Consider the following 26,411-nt stretch of genomic DNA (forward strand, 5'->3'; position numbering starts at 1 on the left):
TGCCACGCGCCGCCCGGCGTGCCGCTCTGGCTGTCCTGCTAGGCCTAAGCCGCCTCTGAGCGTGCCGTTCTGGCGCGACCGCTCAGAGGATGTGCCGTGTTCGCGCCACAGGCTTAGGATTTTTTGAAAGAGACCAACATGACCAATCAGACCAAGGACCGTGTCGTCATCTTCGACACCACATTGCGCGATGGCGAGCAAAGCCCCGGCGCCACCATGACCCATGCCGAGAAACTCGAAATTGCCGGGCTGCTCGACGAGATGGGTGTCGATATCATCGAAGCAGGATTTCCCATCGCCTCGGAGGGGGACTTCAACGCGGTGAGCGAAGTTGCGAAAAACGCGAAAAACGCCGTGATCTGCGGCCTCGCCCGGGCCAATTTCAAGGATATCGACCGCTGCTGGGAGGCGGTGAAGCACGCGCAGCGTCCCCGAATTCATACCTTTATCGGCACCTCGCCGCTGCACCGCGCCATCCCCAATCTCGACCGCGATCAGATGGCCGAACGTATCCACGAGACGGTGACACATGCCCGCAACCTCTGCGACAACGTGCAATGGTCGCCGATGGATGCCACCCGCACCGAATGGGATTATCTCTGCCGGGTGGTGGAGATCGCAATCAGGGCCGGGGCTACCACGATCAACATTCCAGATACCGTGGGCTATACCGCACCCGAGGAATCCGCCTCGCTGATCCGTCGCCTGATCGAGACGGTACCGGGCGCGGACGAGGTGGTGTTTGCCACCCACTGCCACAACGACCTGGGCATGGCGACCGCCAATGCACTGGCGGCTGTCGCGGGTGGCGCGCGGCAAATCGAATGTACTATCAATGGCTTGGGAGAGCGCGCCGGCAACACGGCACTGGAAGAGGTGGTTATGGCGCTGAAGGTGCGCGGCGATATCATGCCTTTTGAGACCGGCATCGATACACGCAAGCTGATGAATATTTCACGCCGCGTCGCCGCTGTTTCCGGCTTTCCGGTGCAGTTCAACAAGGCCATCGTCGGCAAGAACGCCTTTGCGCACGAGTCGGGCATCCATCAGGACGGCATGCTCAAGAACGCCGAGACCTTCGAGATCATGCGCCCCGAGGATGTGGGCCTGACGGAAACCAACATCGTCATGGGCAAGCATTCAGGACGCGCGGCGCTGCGCTCCAAGCTCAGGGATCTGGGCTATGAACTGGCCGACAACCAGCTCAACGATGTCTTTGTCCGGTTCAAGGAACTGGCCGACCGCAAGAAGGAAATCTATGACGACGATCTCGTGGCGCTCGTCAATGCGGGCGTGGACTCCGAGAACAATCGCTTGCAGATCAAATACTTGCGGGTGGTCTGCGGCACCGAGGGTCCGCAACAGGCGAGCCTCACGATGGAGATCGACGGGCGCGAGGTCTCGACCGAGGCCACCGGCGACGGGCCGGTCGATGCCACGTTCAACGCGGTCAACGCCCTGTTTCCGCATGAGGCCCGGTTGCAGCTTTATCAGGTGCATGCGGTGACCGAGGGGACGGATGCGCAGGCCACGGTTTCGGTGCGGATGGAAGAGGCGGGGCGGATCGTCACCGGGCAGGCGGCGGATACCGATACGGTGGTGGCCAGCGCCAAGGCCTATGTTCATGCCCTCAACCGGCTGCTGGTGCGGCGTGAAAAGACCGGCGGCGACGCGCGCGAAATCAATTACAAGGACGTGTCCTGACCGGGGCACGCCGTACGGTTCCGGGCAAAAACCGTACGGACGGGCGGGCGGGTAACCGCCCGTTAATCCGGCTGGTGCAGGGTCGGTGCATGTCCGGTTATCTGCGCCCCCGACGATCTGGTGCCACGGTGTTCTTTACCGTGGCGCTTGCCGCGCGCGGCAGCCGTGTGCTGGTCGAGGAGATCGCGCATCTGCGCGCCGCCGTGCGGGTGACGATGGCGGAGCGACCGTTTGATGTGGGGGCATGGGTGGTGCTGCCCGATCATCTGCACGCGGTCTGGACGCTGCCGGACGGGGACAGCGATTATTCCACAAGATGGGGCGCGATCAAGGCGCGGTTTACCATGGGGCTGCGTAGGGCGGGGTTCACCCCGCCATCCCGGTTTCCGGTGGTGCAATCGGGGCGATATGCCGGGGTGAACCCCGGCCTACGGCATGACAAGGGCGAGGTGGCGATCTGGCAGCGGCGATTCTGGGAGCATCATATTCGGGACGAGGCGGACCATGTGGCGCATATCCGCTATTGCTGGGCCAATCCGGTGAAACACGGGTTTGTCACGCAGCCACGAGATTGGCCCTATTCCTCGATCTACCGCGATATCCGGCTGGGCCGGGTAGAGCCGGAATGGGCGCGGGCGGTGCCGGAGGGTCGGTTTGGCGAATAGGCGGGGTGGTGGGGTGGAGGCCCGCGTTACGGAGGATCGCTGGAGTGTTTGACTTTCTATGGAGGTCGATGCCGCCGGTTTCACCCAGGGATTATGTTTGGCACTCATGCATATCATGGTATCTAGAGAGGTGGAGGTGGACAATGACAAAGTCATTAGCGGCTAAGAGCATACTAGCGTTAATCCTTTTTCCGGCGTCTATTTCCGCGCAGGAACTTGGGGGGAATTTACTTGGCGGATTTGCAAAACAGGGAGCGGAAAAAGCGCAGGAATTCAGTCGTCACGCGCCCGAACTGATGAAGGACTTCATAGGGACCGGAAGGCGAGAGTTCGGGAGCGAGAAAGAATGTTTGAGTGAGATTCAATTGTTGGCGAACGCTGGTGTCGCTTTGAGCAATACGATGCCATTCTCACATGTCTGGACCTATGAGACTGTTGACGGTCCGACAACTCGTGCGCGGATACTATTCAACGGTGAGAAAGTTCATACTGAGGTTTACTGTGATGGCTCAGACTTGATTGCAGAAGCATTGGATTGGGATGCTCAAGTTCCAGATTTTCTACCCTACAATAACGGCACGCTGAATGCGGCGCTCGGCGCATGGCTGATACTAAGTGAACGAGGCGAACAGGGTCTCATTTCAGAAAACAAGCCGGGTCAGGGGCCAAAAAAACAACGCCCAGCCTCGTCTCAAGAGCCGCAAGCCACCGAGAACTTTTTCAACGATGCGCTTTCAAACGCGCTCGCTGGGGCATTAGAGCGTGATTCCTCGAATGATTTGAATGCAGACGCCGAGGAAAATAGCAGCACATCTCTTAAAAATAACGAAAAGAACGCAATTCAGGCATCAATTCAACGGTGTTGGAATGTTGGCAGCTTGAGCTCCGAAGCCTTGCGCACAATGATTGTTGTCGAATTCGATATTGATAATCAAGGCAGACCAAATATTGATTCAATTTCGCTTATTGATGGCTCTGGTGGCAATCCGACCGCTGTAAGACAGGCTTTTGAAGCTGCTCGCCGGGCGATCATCCGATGCGGGCAATCTGGTTTTGAACTTCCAGCTAAGAAGAATGGAACCTTACAGACTGTTCGCCTGTCGTTCGATCCCGAAGGCATGATTGTGCACTAGCCCCCTCTACCTCACAAACTTCTTGTACTTCACCCGCTTCGGCTCGAGCGCGTCCGGTCCCAGACGGCGTTTCTTGTCCTCTTCGTAGGCCGAGAAATCGCCCTCGAACCACTCCACATGCGCCTCGCCCTCGAAGGCGAGGATGTGGGTGCAGATGCGGTCAAGGAAAAAGCGGTCGTGGGAGATGACCACGGCGCAGCCGGCGAAATCCACCAGCGCATCCTCAAGCGCGCGCAGGGTTTCGACGTCGAGGTCGTTGGTCGGCTCGTCGAGCAGGAGCACGTTGCCGCCCTCTTTCAGCAGCCGCGCCATGTGGACGCGGTTGCGCTCGCCCCCCGAGAGAAGCGAGACCTTTTTCTGCTGGTCGCCGCCCTTGAAGTTGAAGGCGCCGCAATAGGCGCGGGAATTGATCTGCGCATCGCCCAGCTGGATGATCTCGGCGCCGCCAGAGATGGCCTCCCACACGGTCTCGTTGTCCTTGAGGTCGTCGCGCGACTGGTCGACATACGAGAGCTTGACCGTCTCGCCATATTCGATGGTGCCCGCATCGGGCGCTTCCTGTCCGGTCAGCATCCTGAAGAGGGTCGATTTTCCCGCGCCGTTGGGGCCGATCACGCCGACGATGCCGCCGGGCGGCAGCGAAAAGTCGAGATCCTCGATCAGGAGCTTGTCGCCCATGTGTTTTTTCAATCCCTCGACCTCGATCACCTTGTCGCCAAGGCGCGGGCCGTTGGGGATGACGATCTGGGCGCGGGCCAGTTTCTCGCGCTCGGACTGGCCGGCCAGTTCGTTATAGGCGTTGATCCGGGCCTTTTGCTTGGCCTGCCGCGCCTTGGCGCCCTGACGCATCCATTCGAGTTCGCGTTCGAGCGTCTTTTGCCTGGATTTGTCCTCGCGCGCCTCCTGCGCCAGACGCTTGGCCTTTTGTTCCAGCCAGGCGGAATAATTGCCCTCGTAGGGGATGCCGCGACCGCGATCCAACTCGAGGATCCAGCCGGTGATGTCGTCGAGAAAATAGCGGTCATGGGTGACGATCAGGATCGTCCCCTTGTAGTCGATGAGGTGCTGTTGCAGCCAGGCGACGGTTTCGGCATCGAGATGGTTGGTGGGTTCATCCAGAAGCAGCATGTCGGGGGCCTCGAGCAGCAGCTTGCAAAGCGCCACGCGGCGTTTCTCGCCGCCCGAGAGCGTCGTGACATCGGCCTCGTCGGGCGGACAGCGCAGGGCCTCCATCGAGATGTCGATCTGGCTGTCGAGATCCCAGAGGTTCTGGCTGTCGATCTCGTCCTGCAGGGTGGCCATCTCGTCGGCGGTCTCGTCGCTGTAGTTCATCGCCAGTTCGTTGAACCGGTCGAGCCTGGCCTTTTTCGCCGCGACGCCCAGCATCACGTTTTCGCGCACGTTGAGGGTGGGATCGAGTTGCGGTTCCTGCGGCAGATAGCCGACCTTGGCCCCCTCGGCGGCCCATGCCTCGCCGGTAAAGTCGGTGTCGAGCCCGGCCATGATCCGCATCAGGGTGGATTTGCCCGAGCCGTTGACGCCGACGACGCCGATCTTGACGCCGGGCAGAAAGCTGAGATGGATGTTTTCAAAGCATTTCTTGCCGCCGGGATAGGTCTTGGAGACGCCCTGCATGTGATAGACGTATTGATAGGCTGCCATGGTCGTGCCGCTCCGGTTGGGTATGTCGTGATCCGAGACCGGGTGATAACGCCCATGCGGCGCGGGGGCAATGGGGGCCGTGGCGGGGGGGCCTGCGGCGCCCTGTCGGGGTGCCCGGATCGGGATTTCGCTTTACACGGCGCACAGGGCTGGCAATGAAAGGGCGATGAGACATGCCCTGCCCCATGCTCGCCCCGGTCAGGTGATCGGTCTGCTGGGCGGATCGTTCGATCCGCCGCATGAAGGGCATCTGCATATCAGTCGCGAGGCGCTGAAACGGTTTGCTCTGGACCGGCTGTGGTGGCTGGTCAGCCCCGGCAATCCGCTCAAGCGGCAGGGACCGGCACCGCTGGTCGCGCGGATGGCGGCGGCGCGCGCGATGGTCGATCACCCGCGCATGGCGGCCACCGATTTCGAGGCGCGGGCGGGCACGCGCTATACCGCCGAGACGTTGGCGGCGCTGATGGCGGCCTATCCGGGCGTGCGGTTCGTCTGGCTGATGGGGGCGGACAATCTGGCGCAATTCCATCACTGGCAGGACTGGCGCAGTATCATCGAGACGGTGCCGGTGGGCGTGCTGGCGCGGCCCGGCCAGCGGATTTCGGCGCGCATGTCACCGGCGGCGCGGATTTATGGCCATGCGCGAATCGCGGGCCGTGATGCGCGCGCGCTTGGGCGCGCCGACGCGCCGGCCTGGTGTTTCGTCAATGTGCCGATGATGGATATATCCTCGACGCACCTGCGAGCGCGGGTTGCGGCGCAGACCGGCGAAAACGTGAGCGGAGCGGAGCGCAATGCCGATTGCACGGGCCGCGCGGCCTCGGTTAAATTCGGGTCATGACCAACAGCTATTCGAGACGCCTGTTCATCGGGACGGCGCTGGCAGCGCTGGCCCAAGGTGCGTTTGCGGGCGCACCGGAAGTGTCGCTGCGCCCGGTGGCGCGACCGTCGGGCCCGGTGCGCAAGGGGGCCGTGGCCGCCCCGAGCGCCGAGGCGCTGATCACCAAGGCGAACCTGTCGGGGCAGGTCGGATTTGCAGTGGCGGACACGACTACGGGTCAGGTTCTGGAGGAAGCAGACGGCATGACCGCCCTGCCCCCCGCCAGCGTGACCAAGGCGGTGACGGCGCTTTATGCGCTGGAGGTCCTGGGGCCGGCGCACAGGTTCGAGACGCGGCTGATCGCCACCGGACCGGTGGAGAACGGTGTGCTCCGGGGGGATCTGGTGCTGGCGGGGGGCGGCGATCCGTCGCTGGACACCAATGCGCTGGCGGGCATGGCGGCGGCACTCAAGACCACCGGGTTGCGCGAGGTGCGGGGCCGGTTCCTGGTCTGGGGCGGAGCGGTGCCGTTCAGGCGGGCAATCGACGAAGGTCAGCCGGAACATGCAGGCTACAACCCGGCGCTCTCGGGGTTGAACCTGAATTACAACCGGGTGCATTTCGAGTGGAAACGCGCGGGCGGCGAGTACCGGATCACGATGGATGCACGATCCGGCAAATACCGCCCCGACGTGACCGTGGCGCGGATGCGTATCGCGGATCGCGCGATGCCGGTCTATACCTACAGCGACGCGGGCAGCCGCGAGGACTGGACCGTGGCGCGCGCGGCGTTGGGCGATGGCGGTGCGCGATGGCTGCCGGTGCGCAAACCGGAGCTTTATGCGGCCGAGGTCTTCGCCACCTTTGCGCGCTCGCACGGGATCGAGCTTGGCAAGCCGGAACTGAGCGGCAGCGCACCGGGTGGCGCGCTGCTGGCGAGCCACCGCAGTGCGCCCCTGCCCGAGATCCTGCGCGAGATGATGCGCTATTCCACCAACCTGACCGCCGAGATGGTCGGTCTTGCCGCCAGCAAGAAGCGGCGCGGTGGCGCGGTGGCGCTGGAGCAGTCGGCACAGGAGATGAGCCTGTGGGCGCAGTCGCGGCTGGGTATGGCGGGGGCCGATCTGAAGGATCATTCGGGCCTGAGTGACCGCTCGCGGCTGGGTGCGGCGGCACTGGCGCAGGCGCTGGCGCGCGTGCATCAGGCGGGTCATCTGACGCCGCTGCTGCGCGAGTTCCAACTGCGCAACAGCCAGGGCCAGCCGGTCGGGAACCATCCGCTCAAGGTGCTGGCCAAGACCGGGACGCTGCATTTCGTCAGCGCGCTGGCGGGCTATGTTGCCACGCCGGGCGGGGCGACCCTGGCCTTTGCGATCTTCACGGCGAGCGACAGTCTGCGGTCGCGGATTGACCCGGCCAATGATGAGCGCCCGCCCGGTGCGCGCGGTTGGAACCAGCGGTCGAAACAGTTGCAGCAGGCGCTGATCGAGCGCTGGAGCGCGGTTTACGGCGGCTGAAGCTGAAGCCAATGTTCGCCACCTGACAAAAGGGTCCCGGTCTGCCTCTGGTGCGCCTTCAGGCGCTCGGACGAAAGCCCGAGTGGCAGTTATGCGGGACGGAGGGGGCATTGGTGGTGCTGGATAAGCAGTCAACGTTTGTCTGATGCGAACGTCGAGGCTGCCACTCGCGCGGAACAAGGCGCGTAGCGCCGCCGCGCGATCGCCGGGCCGTCCCGCGGCCTGGCGATTTTGAGGCGTCGCACGACGCTTGGAGGTCACACGGGATTTGCTGGCATAAAGCGGCAGTTCCCACCGTTGCTTCGCCAGTCCCCGGCCCAGCGACCGCGCGGCTCCTCAGTCGTTGGTCTACGTTCCCTTCACGGATGCTGGACCAGTGCCCGGCATCCCGTTTCCATTGGGGGATCTCATGCCATGTGGGGAACGCTATCCCCCACGCCCGAATACCGGCGCGCGGCGCGCCATGTTGGCGGCGATCTGTTCCATCTGATCGGGCCTCCCGATGAGCGCGGCCTGTTCGGTGCTTTCGGCCATGAGCACGGCATCCTCGCCAATGCCACTTTCGGCCTGTCCGATCAGCCGCTTGGCAGCGCGGATGGCCGAGGGGCTGCGCGCGGCGATGTCGCGGGCCAGGGCCTGTGCTGCGACAAGCGGGTCATCGGCAATCTCGGTCACCAGCCCCCAGCGTTCGGCCTGTGCGGCAGGGATCGGTGCGGCGCTGTAGGTCATGCGGCGAATCACGTCGGACCGGGTGAGGCGCGGCAAGAGCGCCATGCCGCCCATGTCGGGAATGAGGCCCCATTTCATTTCCATGATTGCCAGTTGCGCATCGGGCGCACTGATGCGGATATCCGCGCCGAGCGCCAGTTGAAACCCCGCGCCATAGACCGCACCGTGCAGCGCCGCGATGACCGGCACCGGCAGGCGGCGCCAGATCATCGCCACCTCCTGAAAGAGGTTGGTATTGCCATGACTGCGCGGCAGGATGAGCGCTTCGGGATCGCCTGCGGCCAGTTTGGCAAAGCTCATCACGTCGAGGCCCGCGCAGAATGCCTTGCCCTCGCCCGAGAGCACGACGGCGCGGATATCGGCATCGGCCAGCGCCTGACCGGCGGCGACGATGGCCTCTGCCATGTCGGGATCGACCGCGTTCATCTTGTCGGGTCGGGTCAGGATGACATGGGCGACGTGATCGGTGATCTCTGTGGTGACGCGGGGCATGGGCGGTCCTCCTCGCCCTGCATGAAACTGCAGTTTCCGGCGGCGGTCGAGGGCGACGTTGGGGCACGCTCTTGCACGCGGGGCCGGGTTCCCGTTAACTGCGGCGCATGGAAACGCCACGTTACACCCCGCTGGTTCAGAGCCTGCCCGCCAATGTACCCTTTGTCGGGCCCGAGGAACAGGAGCGCATGCGAGGCGCGCCCTTTGCCGCGCGGCTGGGGGCGAACGAGAATGTCTTTGGTCCATCCCCCCTGGCGCTGGCGGCGATGCGCGAAGAGGCCGAAAACGTCTGGAAATACGGCGATCCCACCAGCCATGATCTGCGCGCGGCGCTGGCGCGGCATCTGGGGGTGGCGGTCGACAACGTGCTGGTGGGCGAGGGAATCGACGGGTTGCTGGGCAATCTGGTGCGGTTGCTGATCGGCCCCGGCGACGCGGTGGTGACATCGGATGGGGCCTATCCGACGTTCAACTATCATGTCGCGGGGTTCGGCGGGGTGCTGCACAAGGTGCCCTATCGCGACGATCACGAGGATCTGGCGGCGCTGATCGCGCGGGCGCGCGAGGTGGATGCCAGGTTGATCTATCTTTCCAATCCCGACAATCCGATGGGCACATGGCGGCAGGGGGCCGAAATCGTGGCCGCACTCGGGGATTTGCCCGAGGGGTGTCTCTTGCTGCTGGACGAGGCCTATGTGGAGTTTGCCCCAGAAGGCACGGCGGCGGAGGTGGCGGCGGAGGATCCGCGCGTAATCCGCATGCGCACCTTTTCAAAGGCTTACGGGATGGCAGGCGCGCGGATCGGCTATGCGATCGGCGCAGGCGGATTGATCCGCAGTTTCGACAAGATCCGCAATCATTTCGGGATGAACCGGATGGCGCAGGCCGGGGCGCTGGCGGCGCTGGGCGATCACGGCTGGCTGGCGCATGTACAGGCCGAGGTGCGCCGCGCGCGCGCAGAAATCGCGCGGATCGCGGGCGGGAACGGGCTGGGCGTGATCCCCTCCGCCGCCAATTTCGTCAGCGTGGACTGCGGGCGGGACGGCGATTTCGCGCGCCGGGTTCTGGCGGGGCTGGTGGCGCGGGGGGTGTTCGTGCGAATGCCGTTCGTGGCGCCGCAGGACCGCTGCATCCGCATCAGCTGCGGGCGGCCGCAGGATCTGGAGGTGCTGGCGGGCGCGTTGCCCGAGGCGCTGGCGAAGGCGGCGAAGCTGTAGGCCTATCGTGTGTTGCCGCCGATCAGAGCCACAGCGCCCCGGGCTTGATCCGGGTGCCTGAGTTTGGCGGGAATGACCTGGGGCTGTCGTCAGGTCGCCACGAGAGCCGCGCGGGTGCCAGCCTCAACCTACGCAGCGGGTCCGCCCCGCGATCACCCGTGCCGCCGCCGCAAGCGCCCCCGTCCCGTGCGGGATGTCGAGCGCGGTCAGCCCCGCCTCGATCGCACCCAGTGCGCCCAGCACCATATGCGCGTTCACATGCCCCATATGGCCGATGCGGAAGAACCCGTGCCAGGCCGGATCGTTGGGTTCCGCCATGCCAAGGCCGATGCCGAGGGTCACGCCCGCATTGTCCTGCACCCATCTGCGCAGGGCCGAGCCATGCGGCGCACCGATGCGCAGGGCGGTTACGGCGCGGCTACGCAGCGCCGGGTCGGCGATGTTCATCTCCAGCGGACCGGTCTGGCCCCATGTCTCGCAGGCCGCCCAGATGGCGCGGGCAAGGGTGTCGTGCCGCGCCCAGACTTCCTCGATCCCCTCGGCCATGATCAGGTCGAGCGCCGCGCGCAGGCCGTAAAGGTGATGGGTGGGCGCGGTGCCGCCGAAATACTGGTAGAACATCTCGGGGTTGGCGCGCGCGGTCCAGTCCCAGTAGCGGTTGACGCGGGGCAGTGCGCGGCGCGCCTCGGCGGCCTTGTCCGAAAAGAACACGAAGGCCAGGCCGGGTGGCACCATCAGGCCCTTCTGGCTGCCCGCGACCATGACATCGACGCCCCAGCCGTCCATCTCGAAGCGGTCGCAGGCCAGCGAGGCGATACAGTCGGCCATCAGCAGCGCCGGGTGGCCAGTGGCGTCAAGCACGGCTCGGATACCCGCGATGTCGCTGAGAACAGAACTGGAGGTGTCCACATGGGTGGCGAGCACGGCCTTGATCGCATGGGCGGTGTCGGCGCGCAGCGCATCCTCGATCCGGTTGAGATCAATGGGCGCGCGTTTGCCGAAATCCATCAGATCGACAGCTATTCCCTGCAATTCCGCCACCTCGGCCCAACCATGACCAAAGCGCCCGGTGGCAGAAACCAGAACACGGTCGCCGGGGTTGAGGGTATTGGCCAGCGCCGCCTCCCATGCGCCGTGGCCGTTGGCGATGTAGATTGCCACATGCTGCGTCGTGCGCGCGACGGCGCGCAGATCGGGGATCAGGCTGGCGGTCATCTCGATGAGATCGCCCTCGTAGATGTTGGGCGCGGCACGGTGCATGGCGCGCAGCACCTCTTCGGGCATGACCGAGGGGCCGGGAATGGCCAGATAGGGGCGGCCGTTGGCAAGGCTCATGAGGGTTCTCCTGGGAGGTTCGGGCCGGACATTACGCAGCTTTGCGGCGGCGTCAATCGGGATCGGAGGTTGCCAAGCCCCGCGCCGCCGCCTAGATGAGTGCGACGCCCAACGGACAAGGGAAAGCCCCGCGCGCATGAGCCTGATAAAACGGATTTCCAGCTGGGAACGCGACCTGCGCGCCTCTTACAACACGGATCTTTCGACGCCGGAAAACCGCCGCCGCGCCGGGATTTACAATCTGTGGTTCGATCATGCGATCCTGCGCCACGTCTGGACCAATCATTTCGAGGTGGCCCCCGGCGTCTATCGCTCGAACCAGCCGACCCATGGGCGCTTTGTCCGGCTCAAGGCGATGGGCGTGCGCTCGATCCTCAATCTGCGGGGGGCGGCGGGTGCGGCGCATTACCTGACCGAAGAGGAAAGCTGTGCGCAGCTTGGGCTGCGGCTGGTGAACTGCACGCTCCAGGCGCGCAACGCCGCCCCGCGCGAGAATATCCTGGCGGTGATCCGGGCTTTTCACGAGATCGAGCGTCCCTTTGTCATGCATTGCAAATCGGGGGCGGACCGGGCCGGATTCGCCTCGGCTATCTATCTGATGGTGATCGGGGGGCGGCCCTTGACCGAGGCGCGGCGAATGCTGGGGGTGAAATACATCCATTTCCGGTGGACGCGCACGGGGGTGCTGGATTTCATTCTGGATCAGTATGCGGCGCGGCAGGCGGAAACGGGCATCGCATTCGAGGACTGGATCGCCTCCGAATATGATCACACGGCCATTCAGGCGGCTTATGACGCCGCGCACAGACCTTTATTCTGAGCGGCGATAGCGCGCTGCGAGGCGCAGGGGGTCGGCCCCGCAAAGATAACGGACGAGCAGGATCAGATTGCGCGCGCCACGCCGCAGCCAGCCATCGCGCAGGTAACGCGCGGCAGAGGTGGTGACGCTGAGCGGCAGGAGCGCGATGCGCCCGCGCAGGGCGCGCGCCATCGCCACGTCCTCCATCAGCGGGATATCCGGGTAGCCGCCGGTGGCGTCATAATCGGCCCGCGAGACGAGCAGCCCCTGATCGCCATATGGCAGGCCAAGGCGGCGCGAGCGCAGATTGGCCCAGCCCGCCACGATTTGGGGCATGACCCCTGCCGCGTCATAGGACAGGCGGAACGCGGCGGGCGCGCCCGTATCCATCTGCGCGCGCACCGCCGCCGTCCAGCCCGCAGGCAGCATCGTGTCGGCATGCAGGAAAAGCAGCCATTCGCCGCCCGCGACCTGCGCGCCGCGCCGCAGTTGCCCGCCGCGCGAGGGCATGCCCTGCACGATCACCGCCCCCGCCGCATCGGCGATTTGCAGCGTGGCATCGCCAGAACCGCCATCGGACAGGATCAGTTCGCGGATCAGCCCGGTCTCGAGTCCCTCGATCAGCGCGGCAAGGCAGGCGGGCAGGTTCTGCGCGGCATTCAGAGTGGGGATGATCACCGATAAGGCCGCGCGCATGTCTGTCCCCTGTTGTGTCCGGTCCTGTGACCTATATTACAGGGTCAGTACGAGGGGAATGAGCAATGGCGCGAACCATTCTGGCGATCACCGGCAGCGATGCCCGGGAATTCCTGCAGGGGCTGGTGACGAATGATCTGGCGAAACTGGATCATGGGCTGGTCTATGCCGCGCTGCTGACGCCGCAGGGCAAGTATCTGGCGGATTTCCTGCTGTTGCGGCAGGGCGATGCGATCTGGCTGGATGTGGCATCCGACCTGGCGCCGATGCTGATACAGCGTCTGAACATGTACAAGCTGCGCGCCGATGTGGCGATCACCGGGACGGATCTGAAAGTCAGGCGCGGCACCGGACCGGCACCGGCGGATGCGCTGTCCGACCCGCGCCATCCGGCGCTGGGATGGCGCACCTATGGTGAGCAGGACGGAGATGACGGCAGCGATTTCGACGCCATTCGCGTTGCCCATTGCATCCCCGAGACGGGGATCGAACTGACGCCCGACACGTTCATTCTGGAGGCAGGGTTCGAGCGGCTGAACGGCGTGGATTTCCGCAAGGGATGCTACGTGGGCCAGGAGGTGACCGCCCGGATGAAGCACAAGGCCGAGATGAAGAAGGGGCTGACAATGGTGCGGATCGAGGGACGCGCGCCTGTCGGCACCGAGATCCTGACGGCTGAGGGCAAACCGGCCGGACGCCTCTATACCCAGTCGGGAGAGCAGGCCATTGCCTATCTGCGGTTTGACCGCGCGGGCGGCGCCCTGCAGGCTGGTGCGGCAAGGATACAGTCTGACGTCAACTGACCGGGGGCAGATGGTCAGAGTGTCGCTAATCTGTTATAAATCATATGATGTTAGCCTTGCGGTTGCGCAGGGTGTTGACTGATGGGCAGGCGAAACCGGAACGATACCGGGCTGTGCGCATGAGTGGGACCGACGGGTTTCGGTGATCTTGAGGTGGGTAGAATGGCCAATTACAGCGTCTGGATGCTGGAGACGTCAAATATCGCGATCAGTGGCGGGCTGTCCCTGAGCGGGATCACCCAGGGCGACGGGACGCATCTGGTGGGCGCGACCATCCGCCTGGAAAACAACCACTGGCGCGAAACCTTTATCAGCAAACCCGGAACCAGCACGACGTTCGATGACAATAACGGCAATCAGCGGCTGGATGGGGCGCAGACCATTGACGGGGTGACCTATGCGGATGGCACGCGGATCGGAGCGGAGTATCGCCTGACCCTGCGCGATCCGAATACCGGAGATACCTGGGATGTGCTGGGTTATAACGTGGTCAATTCCAGCCCTCCCTCCGCTACGATCGAGGGGCTGGCCTTTGTCGGTCCGGCGGGCGGTTTTCCACCCGTTGGCGTCGATCTCGAGGTGGTCAGCGCCTTTGACGGACCGGGGGCAGGCGGACAGCCAGCCTTAGATGCCGACAGCCTGGCCTCGCCCGCCTGTTTCACGCCAGGCACGGAGATCCTGACCGAGCGGGGCTATGTTGCGGTCGAGGATCTGAAGGTAGGAGATCGCGTGCGCACGCGCGATGCCGGATTGCAGCGGCTGTGCTGGGTTGGCGGTTCCGATCTGTCAGCCGCGGATTTGCGGGCCCGCCCGGAGTTTCAGCCGGTGTGCATCCGCGCCGATGCCTTTGGCCCCGGCAAGCCCGCGCGCGACATGCTGGTCTCGCCGCAGCACCGGGTTCTGGTCCGGGACTGGGCGGCAGAGCTGCATTTCGGCACGACCGAGGTGCTGGTGGCAGCGCAGCATCTGATCAATGACCGCACGGTCATGCGCGCGGTGCAACCCGACGGAGTGCGGTATCTGCACATCATGTGCGAGGCACATCACGTGATCTGGGCCGAAGGGCTGGAAACCGAAACCTTCCTGCCCGGTCCGCAGGCGATTGGCCATATCCCGCGTGCCACGCTGGACGAGTTGCTGACGCTGTTCCCCGAGCTGCAGAACAAGGGCCGGCCCGCGTTCGACACGGCCCGACCCGTGCTGCGGGCCTGGGAGGCGCGGATGCTCACGGCGGCACGGGTTTAGGGCGACTTGCGACCCTGCTTCGTGGCGGCGGCGGCCCGGCGACCACCCAGGCCCGCCGTGTCAGGCGCGTTCGGAATATTCCATCGTCTCGGTGTTGACGACGATTTCCTCGTCCGGCCCGACAAAGGGCGGCACCATGACCTTGACCCCATTGTCGAGGATCGCGGGCTTGAAGCTGTTGGCCGCGGTCTGGCCTTTGACCACGGGCTCGGTCTCGACGATCCTGCAGGTCACTTTCTGCGGCAGCGCGGCATGCAGCGCCTCACTTTCGTGGAATTCCACGGTGATGGTCATGCCGTCCTGCAGGAACGGGCGGCGCTCGCCCAGAAGATCGGCAGGCAGTTCGATCTGCTCATAGGTTTCAGTGTCCATGAACACCAGCTTGCCGTTTTCCTCGTAGAGGAATTGCTGATCCTTCTGTTCCAGCCGCACACGCTCGACCTTGTCGGCGCTGCGGAAGCGTTCGTTGAGTTTGGTGCCGTTGCGCAGGTTCTTCATCTCGACCTGGGCAAAGGCGCCGCCCTTGCCGGGCTTGACGTGATCGACCTTGACCGCGGCCCAGAGGCCGCCGTTATGTTCCAGCACGTTGCCGGGGCGAATTTCGTTTCCGTTGATCTTGGGCATGTCGTTCAAACCATGGCAAAAGGTTGATAAGGATTCCGACGGACCTATATATGGCGTTATGTCGGGTGGCAAGATAACGAGATGTCGTTTGGCGAAACCGGAAGACATGCAAAAAACGCATAGAAGATATGCATTTGCGCTCTATCCGAATCGCTGAAACTTCGCCATAACAACCGTCACGCCGAAAACGCAAGAGCAATAACAACAAGGACGAATGATGAAGGATTTCGTTGACGGCACGGCCTTTAATGCTGAACAGGGCAATCGTGCGCGTAAACTCTTTGCGGCTGTGGTACTGGCCGCGCTGGATGATGCCATTTCCGATGACAAGAAATATGGCAATGGCCCCGAGCAGATCGCCCGCTGGGCGCGGTCGCGCGATGGCCGTGAGGTGCTCAGTTGCGCCGGGATCGACCCCAATGAGCGGGTTGTCGCCGGTCTGATGGATTTTGTCTCGAAGGGCGTGCGCACCTCGGTCGCGCTGTCGCGCGAGGAAAGCGAGCGGCGCCACGCCGCAGCCCAGGCCGAAGCCGCCTGATCGGCCGATTTCGCTGATGGACTTGCAAGACCCCGCCGGAAACGGCGGGGTCTTTGCTTTTGCCGGGGCGTTCGCTATTCCGGCGCAACCGGCGGGGAGGCAGGCGATGACGCGCGCGATCATGATGCAGGGTACCGGCTCGAACGTCGGCAAGTCGCTGCTGCTGGCGGGTCTGGCGCGGGCCTTTGTCCGGCGCGGCCTGAGCGTGGCGCCGTTCAAGCCTCAGAACATGTCGAACAACGCCGCCGTGACCGGGGATGGCGGCGAGATCGGTCGCGCGCAGGCATTGCAGGCGCTGGCCGCGCGCCGTGTGCCGCATACCGACATGAACCCGGTGCTGCTGAAGCCCGAGAGCGAGACCGGCGCGCAGGTGATCGTGCAAGGGCAACGCATGGGCACGCTGGGGGCGCGGGACTATATCGGCAGAAAGCAGGATTTGCTGCGTCCGGTGATGGAGAGTTTCCGGCGTCTCTGTCGCACCGCCGATCTTGTGCTGGTCGAGGGCGCGGGCAGTCCGGCGGAGATCAACCTGCGGGCCGGCGATATCGCCAACATGGGGTTCGCGCAGGCGGCGGGCGTGCCGGTGATCCTGGTCGGGGATATCGACCGGGGCGGCGTCATTGCGCAGATCGTTGGCACGCAGGCGGTGCTGAATCCGATCGATGCCGGGTTGATCCGGGGATTTGCCATCAACAAGTTTCGCGGTGATGTGAGCCTGTTCGACGAGGGGCTGCGCGAGATCGTGGCGCGCACCGGCTGGTCCTCGCTGGGCGTGGTGCCGTGGTTTGACGAGGCATGGCGGCTGCCGCCGGAGGATGTGATGGATCTGGTCTCGACGGCGCGCGGAGGGCTGAAGGTGGCGGTGCCGCAACTGGGGCGGATCGCAAATTTCGACGATCTGACACCACTTGCCAACGAGCCGGGGGTAAGTGTCGAGATCGTGCAACGCGGTCAGCCGATCCCGGCGGATGCCGGTCTGATCCTGCTTGCGGGCAGCAAATCGACCATTGCCGATCTGGCCGCGTTCCGCGCCGAGGGCTGGGATATCGATCTGGCCGCGCATGTCCGGCGCGGGGGCCGGGTGCTGGGGATCTGTGGCGGCTATCAGATGCTGGGCCGCCGCATCGAGGATCCCGATGGGATCGAGGGGCCGCAGGGTGCGGTTGAGGGGCTGGGACATCTGGATGTGGTGACGGTGATGAGGCCGCACAAGCGGCTGGCGCTGACCGAGGCCCGCTATCCGGCCACCGGCGATGACGTACAGGGCTATGAGATTCATCTGGGCGAGACCACCGGCCCGGATTGCGCGCATGCATGGCTGGCGGTGGGAGAGCGGACCGAGGGGGCTGCCTCTGGCGACGGGCGCGTGCGGGGCACCTATCTGCACGGGCTGTTCGCCTCGGACGCATTCCGGGCGTCCTATCTGAGGGAATTGGGTGCTGTATCGGATCTGCTGTATGAGCGGGCGGTCGAGGCGACGCTCGATGCTCTGGCCGACCATCTGGAACGGCACATGGATCTCGATCTGCTGTGGTCGCTCAGCGCGTCGGTGCCTGGGCGGTCCGCATGACATGTCCTGCATGACATGTCATCGTAGACAGGTCATGACCGCTCCCGCCAGTCCCGGCAGGGGAACGGTGTGTCGTAGGGTGGCGGCTGGTGTTCGGCCTGACTCCCCACCGCGTCTGAAGCGTTTGGCATCCGGCCCGGAGGCTTGATTTACGCACCTCATTTTTATAGCCTGTCTTTCTGGAAAAGGATGTCTGCGTGAACAAACCTACCGTCCATGACATCGCGAAAGAGGCCGGGGTCAGCCTGGCCACGGTTGACCGCGTCCTGAACGCGCGCGCCGGGGTTCGCGACAAGACGATTGCAAAGGTCCAGGCGGCGGTTGCACGGCTTGGCTATGTGCGCGACACCTACGCCGCCAACCTTGCCAAGAAGCGGCAATACCGTTTCGCCTTTGTCCTGCCGGAAGGGCCAAGCCAGTTTGTCGACACCCTGGCCGCCGCCATCGAAGAGGCGTATGCTTCGCAGGTCGCCGACCGCACACTGATCGAGATCATCCGGGTTCCGCTACTGGATCCGCACGTCATCGTGCGCAATCTGCTGTCGCTGCAAACGGACAGACTTGACGGGGTTGCGCTGATGGTGCCCGAGACGCCGCAGGTGCGCGATGCGGTTGCACGGCTGAAGCATGAGGGGATTTCGGTCGTCACGCTGGTATCGGATCTGCCCAATTCCCAGCGAGATTATTTCATCGGCACGAACAGTGTTGCGGCCGGGCGCACGGCGGGGCTGCTGATGGGCCGTTTCGTGCGCAGGGGCGGTGAGGTTCTGGTTGTCAGCAATTCCATGCGTTCGCGCGACAGCCTGGAACGCCGGCTGGGATTTGATGAGGTTATATCTTTTGATTTTAATACTTTAACCACGCTTCCCTCGGTCGAGTTCTTTGACGATCCGGCGCGCATGGAGGGTGTGATCGCCGAGGTCATCGCTCGGCGGCCAGATTTGGTGGGGGTCTATTCGATGGGGTCCGGCAATAAGGCGATGCTGAATGCGCTGCGCCGGACCGGACGGCTTGGCGATCTGGTTGTGATCGCCCATGAACTGAGTCCGACCACACGCAAGGCGCTGGTCGAGAACGAGGTCGCGGCGGTGATCGCGCAGAATGTCGGGCATCTGTCGCGCAGCGCCCTGCGCGTGCTGCGCAACCTCAGCGACAACCTGCCGATCTACGAGGCGCAGGAGCGCGTGAGAATAGAGATTCTGGTGCGCGAGAATCTGGTCTGAGCCGCGCCCGCGTCCGCCGTTCGCAGCCATCTGATTCGAGGACCTGCGGCCATCCCATTCCGGGCGGGGAATGACGGAACCGCGCGCCGCGGCATCGGCCGTCCCGATAGCCGCGCGCAGGACCGGCCGGATTTCGGCGGCCTTGCAGGCCGACTAAAGCCTTGAATCGTATCGCTGTGCGGGGGGCCGATTGCAGTTGCCGACGGGTCCGGTGCGACCATGAACGCAGGGGTGGCGGATTAAAATCTTGGCAAGAGGTACGTTCCTCATGTAATCTGCGTTTCAGCACCCCGGAACATGGTGGTGATTGTGACGCCAGAAAATGCGTCCGTGACATGGGAGGAGATTACTTATGAAGAAGACACATCTTCTGGCGGCATCGCTGATTGCCGCCGCTTCGGGGCTTGCCGCGGAAGACGCTTATGCCGCCAATCTGACATTGTGCTGGGCGGCATGGGATCCGGCCAACGCCCTGGTGGAGCTGTCCAAGGATTTCGAGGCCCAGTCCGGCCACAAGATGAATTTCGAATTCGTCCCATGGCCGAATTTCGCCGACCGGATGCTGAACGAGCTGAATTCCGGGGGCAAGCTGTGCGATCTGATGATCGGCGACAGCCAGTGGATCGGGCTGGGCGCCGAGGCCGGGCATTACGTGAAGATGAACGACTTTTTCGAGGCCAACGCCATCTCGATGGACGATTTCATCCCCGCCACCGTGACCGGATATGCCGAATGGCCCAAGGGCACGCCGAATTACTGGGCGCTGCCCGCCTATGCCGACGTGGTGGGCTGGACCTATCGCAAGGATTGGTTTGCACGGCCCGAATTGCAGGCCGAATACAAGGAGAAATACGGACGTGATCTGGACGTGCCCGCGACGCTGGCCGAGTTGAAGGACATCGCCGAATTCTTCCAGGGGCGCGAGATCGACGGCAAGACCGTCTACGGCGCCGCGATCTATACCGAGCGCGGCTCGGAGGGTATCACCATGGGGGTGACCAACGCGCTCTACAATTACGGGTTCCTCTACGAGAACCCGGAAAAACCCTATGACATGGAGGGGTTCGTCAATTCGTCCGGCGCGGTCGAGGGGCTGGAATTCTACAAGGCGCTTTACGATTGCTGCACCCCGCCGGGCTCTTCGGACTGGTACATGTCCGAAACGATCGACGCCTTCAAATCCGGGCAGGCCGCGCTCCAGATGAATTTCGCCTTCATCTGGCCGGGGGTGAATGCCGATCCCAACGTGGGCGGCGACCGCTCGGGGTATTTCCCCAATCCTGCCGGACCTGCAGGGCAGTTCGCGCAGCTGGGCGGACAGGGTATTTCGGTGGTGTCCTATTCCAGCAATCAAGACGCGGCGCTGGAATACATCAAATGGTTCGCGCAGCCCGAGGTGCAGCAGCGCTGGTGGGACATGGGAGGCGCTCCGGCGCTGAAATCGGTGGTCGAGGCGCCAGGATTTGCCGACAGCCAGCCCTATGCGCAGGCGTTTCTCGACTCGATGGCCATCGTCAAGGATTTCTGGGCCGAACCGACCTATGCCGAACTGCTGCTGGCGATGCAGAACCGTGTCCACCGCTACGTGATCGCAGGCGAGGGCACGGCACAGGAGGCACTGGACGCGCTGGTGGGTGACTGGACCGAGGTGTTCGAGGACGACGGCAAGCTCTGAGCCGCGACCGCCGGTGCAGAGCGGCGGCCCCCGACCCGGGGCCGCCCGCCCCGACCCGACAATTCCATGACATGCCGGAAAGGACGATATCGCATGCCAGAGACGGCGATGGACAGCGTGGCGCGTGCAACACCGCCAAGGGTAGCCCGGCGGATCAGGGGGCTGTCGGACCGGATGATCGCCTGGATCTTCGTGGCGCCCACGATTTTCCTGTTGCTGGCGATCAACATCTTTCCGCTGATATGGACGATCCGGCTGAGTTTCACCAATTTCCGGGCCAACCGCCCGAATGCCGAAACCGCCTGGGTGGGACTGCGCAATTACGAGCGTATCCTGAGCGATCCCGATATCTGGCAGACGATGCAGGCAACCGCGCATTTCCTGTTCTGGACGCTGTTCTTTCAGGTGCTGATCGGTTTCGCGCTGGCCTGGCTGATCAATGCCAAGTTCCGCGGCAGCAATTTCTGGACCACGATCATCGTGCTGCCGATGATGCTGTCGCCGGCGGTGGTGGGCAATTTCTGGACCTTTCTCTATCAGCCGCAGATCGGGCTGTTCAATTACGTGGTGGCGTTCTTCAGCGGCGCGGATCCTACCGGGTTCACCATGATCGGCGAGGTTGCTCTGGCCCCCTGGGCAATCGTGATCGTGGACACCTGGATGTGGACGCCCTTTGTCATGCTGATCTGTCTTGCCGGACTGCGATCCATTCCCGAGTCGATCTATGAGGCGGCGGAATGCGATCGCGCCAGCAAATGGCGACAGTTCTGGACGATCACCGTGCCCATGGTCCTGCCCTTTCTCATGCTGGCGGTGCTGTTTCGCGGCATCGAGAATTTCAAGATGTTCGATCTGGTGGTGCAGCTGACCGGCGGCGGGCCGGGATCGACCACCGAGCTGACCTCGATCAACCTCAAGCGCGAGGCCTTCGAGAAATGGCGCACGGGCTATGCCTCGGCCTATGCGGTGATCCTGTTTGTGACCGTCTTTGGACTGGCCTCGATCTATGTCAAGGCCCTCAACAAGGTAAAGGAAAGATGAGCGGCGCATCGGTCACCGGGCCGTCGCGGCGGCTGAAATGGGCGGCGGGCATCCTGGTGGTGGGCTATGCGCTGATCACGCTGATGCCGCTGCTGTGGATCATGGCCACGGGGTTCAAGACCTCGCCCGATTCCATCGCCTACCCGCCCAAGGTCATATTCGCGCCCTCGCTGGAGGGGTATGTGAACCTCTTTACCACGCAGACGCGGCAGACGGCCGATTATCTGGCCGCCAACCCGCCGCAGACCTGGTACGAGAAAATCGTGCATGACAGGGGCATGGTCATCACCGGCACCTCGCGGTTTGGCGAGCGGTTCATGAATTCGGTGATCATCGGGTTCGGGTCGACCTTTCTGTCGGTGGTTTTGGGCACGCTGGCGGCCTATGCGTTCTCGCGCTATCGCATCCCGCTCAAGGACGATCTGATGTTTTTCATCCTGAGCACACGGATGATGCCGCCCGTGGCGGTGGCAATCCCGATTTTCCTGATGTTCCGCAATCTGGGTCTGTCGGACACCCACGCAGGGATGATCCTGCTGTATACTGCGGTCAACCTGTCTCTGGCCGTCTGGCTGCTCAAGGGGTTCATCGACGAGATCCCGCGCGAATACGAAGAGGCGGCGCTGATCGACGGCTATACCCGGTTTCAGGCGTTCACCAAGGTGGTGCTGCCGCAGGCGGCGACCGGCATCGCCTCGACCGCGATCTTCTGCCTGATCTTTGCGTGGAACGAATACGCCTTTGCCGTGCTGCTGACCTCGGGGACCGCGCAGACCGCGCCGCCGTTCATTCCCACGATCATCGGCGTTGGCGGGCGCGACTGGCCGGCGGTAGCGGCGGGGGCCACGATCTTTCTTGTGCCGGTCGTGGTGTTCACAGTCCTGTTGCGCAAGCACCTGCTGCGTGGCATCACCTTTGGAGCAGTGCGGAAATGAGAGCGTTCATCAGCGGTATCCTGCGTCTGCGGCGCGGTCCATGGGAAATGCTGGCCTCGGTGCTGATTGCCATCGGGGTGGTGATGCTGATGCAGCCCTACGCGCTGTGGGCGTTCAGCTGGTCCTTTATCGTCACGCTCACAGGCACGGTGATGTTTCTCATCGTCAGCCATTTCCCGGAGTGACCCATGGCCGAGATCGTGATCCGCAACCTGCGCAAGACCTTCGGGGATTTCACCGCGGTGCAGTCATCTTCGTTCCGCATCGAGGATGGCGAGTTCTTCATGCTGCTGGGGCCGTCGGGCTGTGGCAAGACCACCACTCTGAGGATGATTGCCGGGCTGGAGCTGCCCAGCGCGGGCGAAGTCTATATCGACGGCGAGGAGGTTGGCCAGAAACCTGCCAGCCAACGTGACATCGCCTTTGTATTCCAGATGTTCGCGCTCTATCCGCATATGAATGTGCGCCGCAATATCGCCTATCCGCTGGTCAGCCAGGGCATGCCGCGCGCGCAGGTGCGCGCCAAGGTGGCCGAGGTTGCGGGCATTCTGGGCATCGAGGACATTCTCGACCGTCCTGTCGGCGGTCTGTCGGGGGGCGACCGGCAGCGCGTGGCGCTGGGGCGCGCCATCGTGCGCAATCCGAAATGCTTTCTGATGGACGAGCCGTTGGGCGCGCTGGATGCCGAATTCCGCGAGCACATGGCCGACGAGCTGCGCGCGCTGCACGACAGGATGGGGGCAACCACCGTCTATGTCACCCATGATCAGCTGGAGGCGATGCAGATGGGCGACAAGATCGTGGTGATGAATCACGGCGTGGTCGAACAGTTCGGCACGCCGCAGGATATCTACGACAAGCCCGCCACCATGTTCGTGGCCGATTTCATCGGTTCGCCGCCGATGAATTTCCTGCGCTTTCACGGCAGCGTCGCGACCGGCGACGCCCATGTGCGGCTGCATCATCAGGTATTGGCGGTGCCCGCGCTGCGCGAGCCGTTTGACGGCGGCATGGTTTACGGCGTGCGCCCCGAGCATGTGCGCCTGTCGGATGCGGCGGGGTATCGCGGCGAGATCATCGCCGCGGAGTATCTGGGCACCACGCAGATCGTGACGCTGAAGACGCATAACGGCGAGGTCAAGGCGCGCATCCCCTCCGATCAGCGCGCGCGCATGGGCGAAACGGTCGGGCTTGATTTCAACGGCGCCACCGTGACGCTGTTCGACAGCCAATCAGGCCGCGCCATCCGGTCGGATCTGAACGAGGGGGTGCTGTCGCATGGCTGAGGTGACGCTGCACGAGGTGAGCAAGCGCTATGGCGCGACCGTGGCGCTGGACCGGGTGTCGCTGACCATCGCCGACGGCGCCTTCGTGGTGCTGCTGGGGCCGACAGGTGCGGGCAAGACCACCACGCTGCGGTTGATTTCCGGGCTGGAGGCACCGGATGGCGGCGATATCCTGATCGGCGGACGTTCGGTGCTGCGCGACACGCCCGCACAGCGCGATGTGGCGATGGTGTTCCAGCAATATTCGCTCTACCCGCATATGAGCGTGCGCGACAACCTGGCCTTTCCGCTGCGCTCGCCGGTGCTGCGCACGCCAGAGGATGAGATCGCGCGCAAGGTGCGCGAGGTGGCCGAGGTGCTGCGCATCGAGGGCAAGCTGGACAACAAGGCCACGGCGCTTTCGGGGGGCGAGATGCAGCGCGTTTCGATCGGTCGGGCGCTGGTGCGCGATCCGCAGCTTTTCCTGATGGACGAGCCGCTCAGTTCGCTCGATGCCAAGCTGCGCGCCGATCTGCGGGTGGAGTTGAAGCGCATCCACGCGACGCTGGGCGCGACGCTGCTTTATGTGACCCATGACCAGATCGAGGCGATGACCATGGCCACCGAGATAGGCGTGCTGGATCAGGGGCGGCTGGTGCAGTTCGGCACCCCGCGCGAGGTCTACGAGAGCCCCGTCAGCCTTTATGTCGCGGCCCGTCTCGGGCTGCCGCGGATCAACACCCTGCCCGCCGGTCTGTTCGCCGGGGCGCCTGCGGGTGCAAAAACCATCGGTCTGCGCCCCGAACATATCCGGCAAGGCGAGGGCCGTCCCGCGCAGGTGCTGCGCATCGAGCCGCTGGGCGACCAGACCCGCCTGCATCTGCGGCTGGACGGACATGACATCGTTACGCTGACCGATGTGCATACCGATCTGGAACCCGGCGACAGCATCGCCATCGAACCCCGTAACGCGCTATATTTCGACGCCACCGGCGCACGCATCGTCTGAGGAGGATCCCATGCCGCAATTCATCAATTCCAGAGAGACGCTTGTGACCGAGGCCATCGACGGCACCCTGCGCACGGCGGGCGGGCGGCTGGCGCGGCTTGACGGCTATCCGCATATCAAGGTCGTGATCCGCAACGACTGGGACAAGTCCAGGGTTGCGCTCATATCCGGCGGCGGGTCGGGGCACGAGCCGAGTCATACGGGTTTCGTCGGCCAGGGCATGCTGACGGCGGCGGTCTGCGGCGAGGTGTTCGCCAGCCCCTCGGTCGATGCGGTGCTGGCCGGGATCCTTGCAGTGACGGGCAAGGCGGGGTGCCTGCTGATCGTCAAGAACTACACCGGCGACCGGCTGAATTTCGGTCTAGCCGCCGAACGCGCCCGCGCGCAGGGGCTGAGCGTGCGCATGGTGATCGTCGATGACGATGTGGCGCTGCCCGATCTGCCGCAGCCGCGCGGCGTGGCGGGCACGCTGTTTGTGCACAAGATCGCCGGGGCGCTGGCCGAACAGGGCGCGGATCTGGACACTGTGGCAGAGGCGGCGCAGCGCGTCATTGGCGGCGTCGTGTCGATCGGCATGTCGCTTGACACCTGCACCATCCCCGGTGCCCCCAAGGAGGACCGAATTCGCCCCGGCAAGGCCGAACTGGGCCTGGGCATCCATGGCGAGGCAGGCATCGAGCAGGTGGATTTCTCGACCGCGCGGGCGGCGATGGAGATGGTCGTGGACCGGCTCGCCCGCAGGATCGGGCCGGGACCGCATGTGGCGCTGCTCAACAATCTGGGCGGGGCGACACCGCTGGAGATGTCGGTTCTGGCCGAGGAATTGCTGAAATCGCGGATCGGCGCGCAGATCCGCTGGCTGGTGGGTCCGGCGCCGATGATGACCTCGCTCGACATGCAGGGTTTCTCGGTTTCTCTGCTGCCTGCGGCGCGCGCTGACGAGGCTGCGCTGGCGGCGCCGGTCGCGCCCTGGGCCTGGCCCGGATGCCTGGTGGTGGGGGATGTGCCGGTGGTGGCCCTGCCCGACGGTCTGACGCCGATCAGGCCGATTCCGTCGCACAACGCAAAGACCCGCGCCTTTATCGAGCGATGCTGCCGTATCCTGATTGACGCCGAAGAGCCGCTCAACGCGCTGGACGCCAAATCAGGAGATGGCGATACCGGCAGCACCCTGGCCACCGCGTCGCGGGCGCTGATTGATGCGCTCGACCGTCTGCCGCAAGCGGACCATACCCAGCTTTACCGGGCCATCGGGCAGGAACTGAGCCAGACCATGGGGGGATCCTCCGGCGTGCTGCTGGCGATCTTCTTTGCGACCGCGGGCGATGCCTCTGCCAGCGGCAAGGGGGCGATAGAGGCATTCAAGGCCGGTCTTGACCGGGTTCAGCAGGTCGGTGGCGCGGGATTGGGGGACAGGACCATGATCGACGCGCTCGCGCCCGCTCTGGACGCGCTGGAGCACGGGATGCAGGTCGCAGCGCAGGCCGCACGCGAGGGCGCCGATGCAACCGCGAGGATCACCCGCGCGCGCGCCGGACGGGCCAGCTATCTGGCCGAGGAAAGCCTTGCCGGCCACAACGATCCCGGCGCGGAAGCGGTCGCGCTGCTGTTCGAGAGGCTTCTTGAGGCGGACAAGGCGGTTCAGGGCGAACCCGCCAAGGGGTGACAGAGCTTTTCGGGGTGATCATCACAAGTTTTTTCTTGTTGCCTTCCA

Annotated in this window: 24 protein-coding genes; 19 read left to right on the top strand and 5 right to left on the bottom strand. The window is 64.1% G+C overall.

The genetic code is table 11. From position 1 onward, the window contains the following. Positions 1-138 precede the first annotated feature (138 nt). From BSG08_RS12740 to BSG08_RS19295, 3 genes are all read left to right on the top strand, one after another. On the top strand, positions 139-1,704 hold the full coding sequence (locus BSG08_RS12740) for a 2-isopropylmalate synthase (RefSeq protein WP_093037495.1): 1,566 nt from the start codon (positions 139-141) through the stop codon (positions 1,702-1,704). Positions 1,705-1,793: 89 nt separating this feature from the next. Next, positions 1,794-2,369 carry an REP-associated tyrosine transposase gene (locus BSG08_RS12745; protein ID WP_093037498.1) on the top strand — a complete coding sequence of 192 codons (576 nt, stop codon included), beginning with the start codon at positions 1,794-1,796 and terminating at the stop codon, positions 2,367-2,369. A 143-nt stretch (positions 2,370-2,512) separates the two neighbouring features. After that, positions 2,513-3,502, top strand: coding sequence for a hypothetical protein (locus tag BSG08_RS19295; protein ID WP_139274572.1), 990 nt, complete (start codon positions 2,513-2,515; stop codon positions 3,500-3,502). 6 nt (positions 3,503-3,508) lie between these two features. On the opposite strand, the gene ettA is transcribed toward BSG08_RS19295, so the two are convergent. Continuing rightward, entirely contained in the window at positions 3,509-5,164 is a 1,656-nt protein-coding gene (gene ettA / locus BSG08_RS12750) for an energy-dependent translational throttle protein EttA (RefSeq protein WP_093037501.1), read from the bottom strand. 166 nt (positions 5,165-5,330) lie between these two features. Between ettA and BSG08_RS12755 the strand changes: the two genes are divergently transcribed. Then, the gene (locus tag BSG08_RS12755; protein WP_093037504.1) at positions 5,331-6,005 is read left to right on the top strand and encodes a nicotinate-nucleotide adenylyltransferase; all 675 of its coding nucleotides are present in this window, start codon (positions 5,331-5,333) and stop codon (positions 6,003-6,005) included. Further along, positions 6,002-7,501 carry a D-alanyl-D-alanine carboxypeptidase/D-alanyl-D-alanine endopeptidase gene (gene dacB / locus BSG08_RS12760; RefSeq protein ID WP_093037507.1) on the top strand — a complete coding sequence of 500 codons (1,500 nt, stop codon included), beginning with the start codon at positions 6,002-6,004 and terminating at the stop codon, positions 7,499-7,501. The genes BSG08_RS12755 and dacB overlap by 4 nt, the downstream gene beginning before the upstream one ends. 426 nt (positions 7,502-7,927) lie before the next feature. Here dacB and BSG08_RS12765 read toward each other — a convergent pair whose 3' ends face one another. Beyond that, a complete protein-coding gene (locus tag BSG08_RS12765) occupies positions 7,928-8,722 on the bottom strand; it encodes a crotonase/enoyl-CoA hydratase family protein (RefSeq protein WP_093037510.1) in 795 nt (264 codons plus the stop codon). Between the two features lie 107 nt (positions 8,723-8,829). Here BSG08_RS12765 and BSG08_RS12770 point away from each other — a divergent pair, with 107 nt between their 5' ends. Further along, the gene (locus BSG08_RS12770) at positions 8,830-9,939 is read left to right on the top strand and encodes a pyridoxal phosphate-dependent aminotransferase (RefSeq protein WP_093037513.1); all 1,110 of its coding nucleotides are present in this window, start codon (positions 8,830-8,832) and stop codon (positions 9,937-9,939) included. Between the two features lie 123 nt (positions 9,940-10,062). On the opposite strand, the gene BSG08_RS12775 is transcribed toward BSG08_RS12770, so the two are convergent. After that, positions 10,063-11,274, bottom strand: a complete 1,212-nt coding sequence (locus tag BSG08_RS12775; protein WP_093037517.1) for a pyridoxal-phosphate-dependent aminotransferase family protein — start codon at positions 11,272-11,274, stop codon at positions 10,063-10,065. Positions 11,275-11,410: 136 nt separating this feature from the next. On the opposite strand from BSG08_RS12775, the gene BSG08_RS12780 reads away from it, so the two are divergent. Then, complete coding sequence (locus BSG08_RS12780) at positions 11,411-12,094, top strand: tyrosine-protein phosphatase (protein ID WP_093037520.1); 684 nt, start codon at positions 11,411-11,413, stop codon at positions 12,092-12,094. On the opposite strand, the gene BSG08_RS12785 is transcribed toward BSG08_RS12780, so the two are convergent. Beyond that, complete coding sequence (locus tag BSG08_RS12785; RefSeq protein WP_093037523.1) at positions 12,086-12,769, bottom strand: TIGR04283 family arsenosugar biosynthesis glycosyltransferase; 684 nt, start codon at positions 12,767-12,769, stop codon at positions 12,086-12,088. The two genes, BSG08_RS12780 and BSG08_RS12785, sit on opposite strands and share 9 nt — an antisense overlap. A gap of 65 nt (positions 12,770-12,834) precedes the next feature. Between BSG08_RS12785 and ygfZ the strand changes: the two genes are divergently transcribed. Both ygfZ and BSG08_RS12795 read left to right on the top strand, forming a co-directional pair. Beyond that, the gene (ygfZ, locus tag BSG08_RS12790) at positions 12,835-13,572 is read left to right on the top strand and encodes a CAF17-like 4Fe-4S cluster assembly/insertion protein YgfZ (protein WP_093037526.1); all 738 of its coding nucleotides are present in this window, start codon (positions 12,835-12,837) and stop codon (positions 13,570-13,572) included. Positions 13,573-13,734: 162 nt separating this feature from the next. After that, on the top strand, positions 13,735-14,817 hold the full coding sequence (locus BSG08_RS12795; RefSeq protein WP_093037529.1) for a Hint domain-containing protein: 1,083 nt from the start codon (positions 13,735-13,737) through the stop codon (positions 14,815-14,817). A gap of 60 nt (positions 14,818-14,877) precedes the next feature. Here the strand turns inward: BSG08_RS12795 and efp are convergent, their stop codons facing one another. Further along, positions 14,878-15,441: an elongation factor P gene (efp, locus tag BSG08_RS12800; protein ID WP_093037532.1), complete on the bottom strand. Its 564-nt coding sequence runs from the start codon at positions 15,439-15,441 to the stop codon at positions 14,878-14,880. A 217-nt stretch (positions 15,442-15,658) separates the two neighbouring features. On the opposite strand from efp, the gene BSG08_RS12805 reads away from it, so the two are divergent. The 10 genes from BSG08_RS12805 to BSG08_RS12850 all read left to right on the top strand — a co-directional run bounded on the left by BSG08_RS12805 (position 15,659) and on the right by BSG08_RS12850 (position 26,363). Further along, complete coding sequence (locus tag BSG08_RS12805; RefSeq protein WP_093037872.1) at positions 15,659-15,979, top strand: DUF6280 family protein; 321 nt, start codon at positions 15,659-15,661, stop codon at positions 15,977-15,979. A gap of 106 nt (positions 15,980-16,085) precedes the next feature. Then, positions 16,086-17,549, top strand: a complete 1,464-nt coding sequence (locus BSG08_RS12810; RefSeq protein ID WP_093037875.1) for a cobyric acid synthase — start codon at positions 16,086-16,088, stop codon at positions 17,547-17,549. A 197-nt stretch (positions 17,550-17,746) separates the two neighbouring features. Further along, complete coding sequence (locus BSG08_RS12815) at positions 17,747-18,772, top strand: LacI family DNA-binding transcriptional regulator (RefSeq protein WP_245770697.1); 1,026 nt, start codon at positions 17,747-17,749, stop codon at positions 18,770-18,772. 352 nt (positions 18,773-19,124) lie between these two features. After that, on the top strand, positions 19,125-20,447 hold the full coding sequence (locus tag BSG08_RS12820) for an ABC transporter substrate-binding protein (protein ID WP_093037538.1): 1,323 nt from the start codon (positions 19,125-19,127) through the stop codon (positions 20,445-20,447). A gap of 93 nt (positions 20,448-20,540) precedes the next feature. Continuing rightward, positions 20,541-21,488 carry a carbohydrate ABC transporter permease gene (locus BSG08_RS12825; protein WP_093037541.1) on the top strand — a complete coding sequence of 316 codons (948 nt, stop codon included), beginning with the start codon at positions 20,541-20,543 and terminating at the stop codon, positions 21,486-21,488. After that, a complete protein-coding gene (locus tag BSG08_RS12830) occupies positions 21,485-22,423 on the top strand; it encodes a carbohydrate ABC transporter permease (RefSeq protein WP_093037544.1) in 939 nt (312 codons plus the stop codon). Before BSG08_RS12825 ends, BSG08_RS12830 begins: the two co-directional genes overlap by 4 nt. Continuing rightward, positions 22,420-22,608 carry a hypothetical protein gene (locus tag BSG08_RS12835; protein ID WP_093037547.1) on the top strand — a complete coding sequence of 63 codons (189 nt, stop codon included), beginning with the start codon at positions 22,420-22,422 and terminating at the stop codon, positions 22,606-22,608. Before BSG08_RS12830 ends, BSG08_RS12835 begins: the two co-directional genes overlap by 4 nt. Positions 22,609-22,611: 3 nt before the next feature. Then, entirely contained in the window at positions 22,612-23,709 is a 1,098-nt protein-coding gene (locus tag BSG08_RS12840; protein WP_093037551.1) for an ABC transporter ATP-binding protein, read from the top strand. After that, the gene (locus BSG08_RS12845) at positions 23,702-24,697 is read left to right on the top strand and encodes an ABC transporter ATP-binding protein (RefSeq protein ID WP_093037554.1); all 996 of its coding nucleotides are present in this window, start codon (positions 23,702-23,704) and stop codon (positions 24,695-24,697) included. The genes BSG08_RS12840 and BSG08_RS12845 overlap by 8 nt, the downstream gene beginning before the upstream one ends. A gap of 10 nt (positions 24,698-24,707) precedes the next feature. Continuing rightward, a complete protein-coding gene (locus BSG08_RS12850) occupies positions 24,708-26,363 on the top strand; it encodes a dihydroxyacetone kinase subunit DhaK (RefSeq protein ID WP_093037557.1) in 1,656 nt (551 codons plus the stop codon). Positions 26,364-26,411 lie beyond the last annotated feature (48 nt).

The organism is Roseovarius azorensis (assembly GCF_900109455.1).
In the GTDB taxonomy this organism is placed as follows: Bacteria; Pseudomonadota; Alphaproteobacteria; order Rhodobacterales; family Rhodobacteraceae; genus Roseovarius; species Roseovarius azorensis.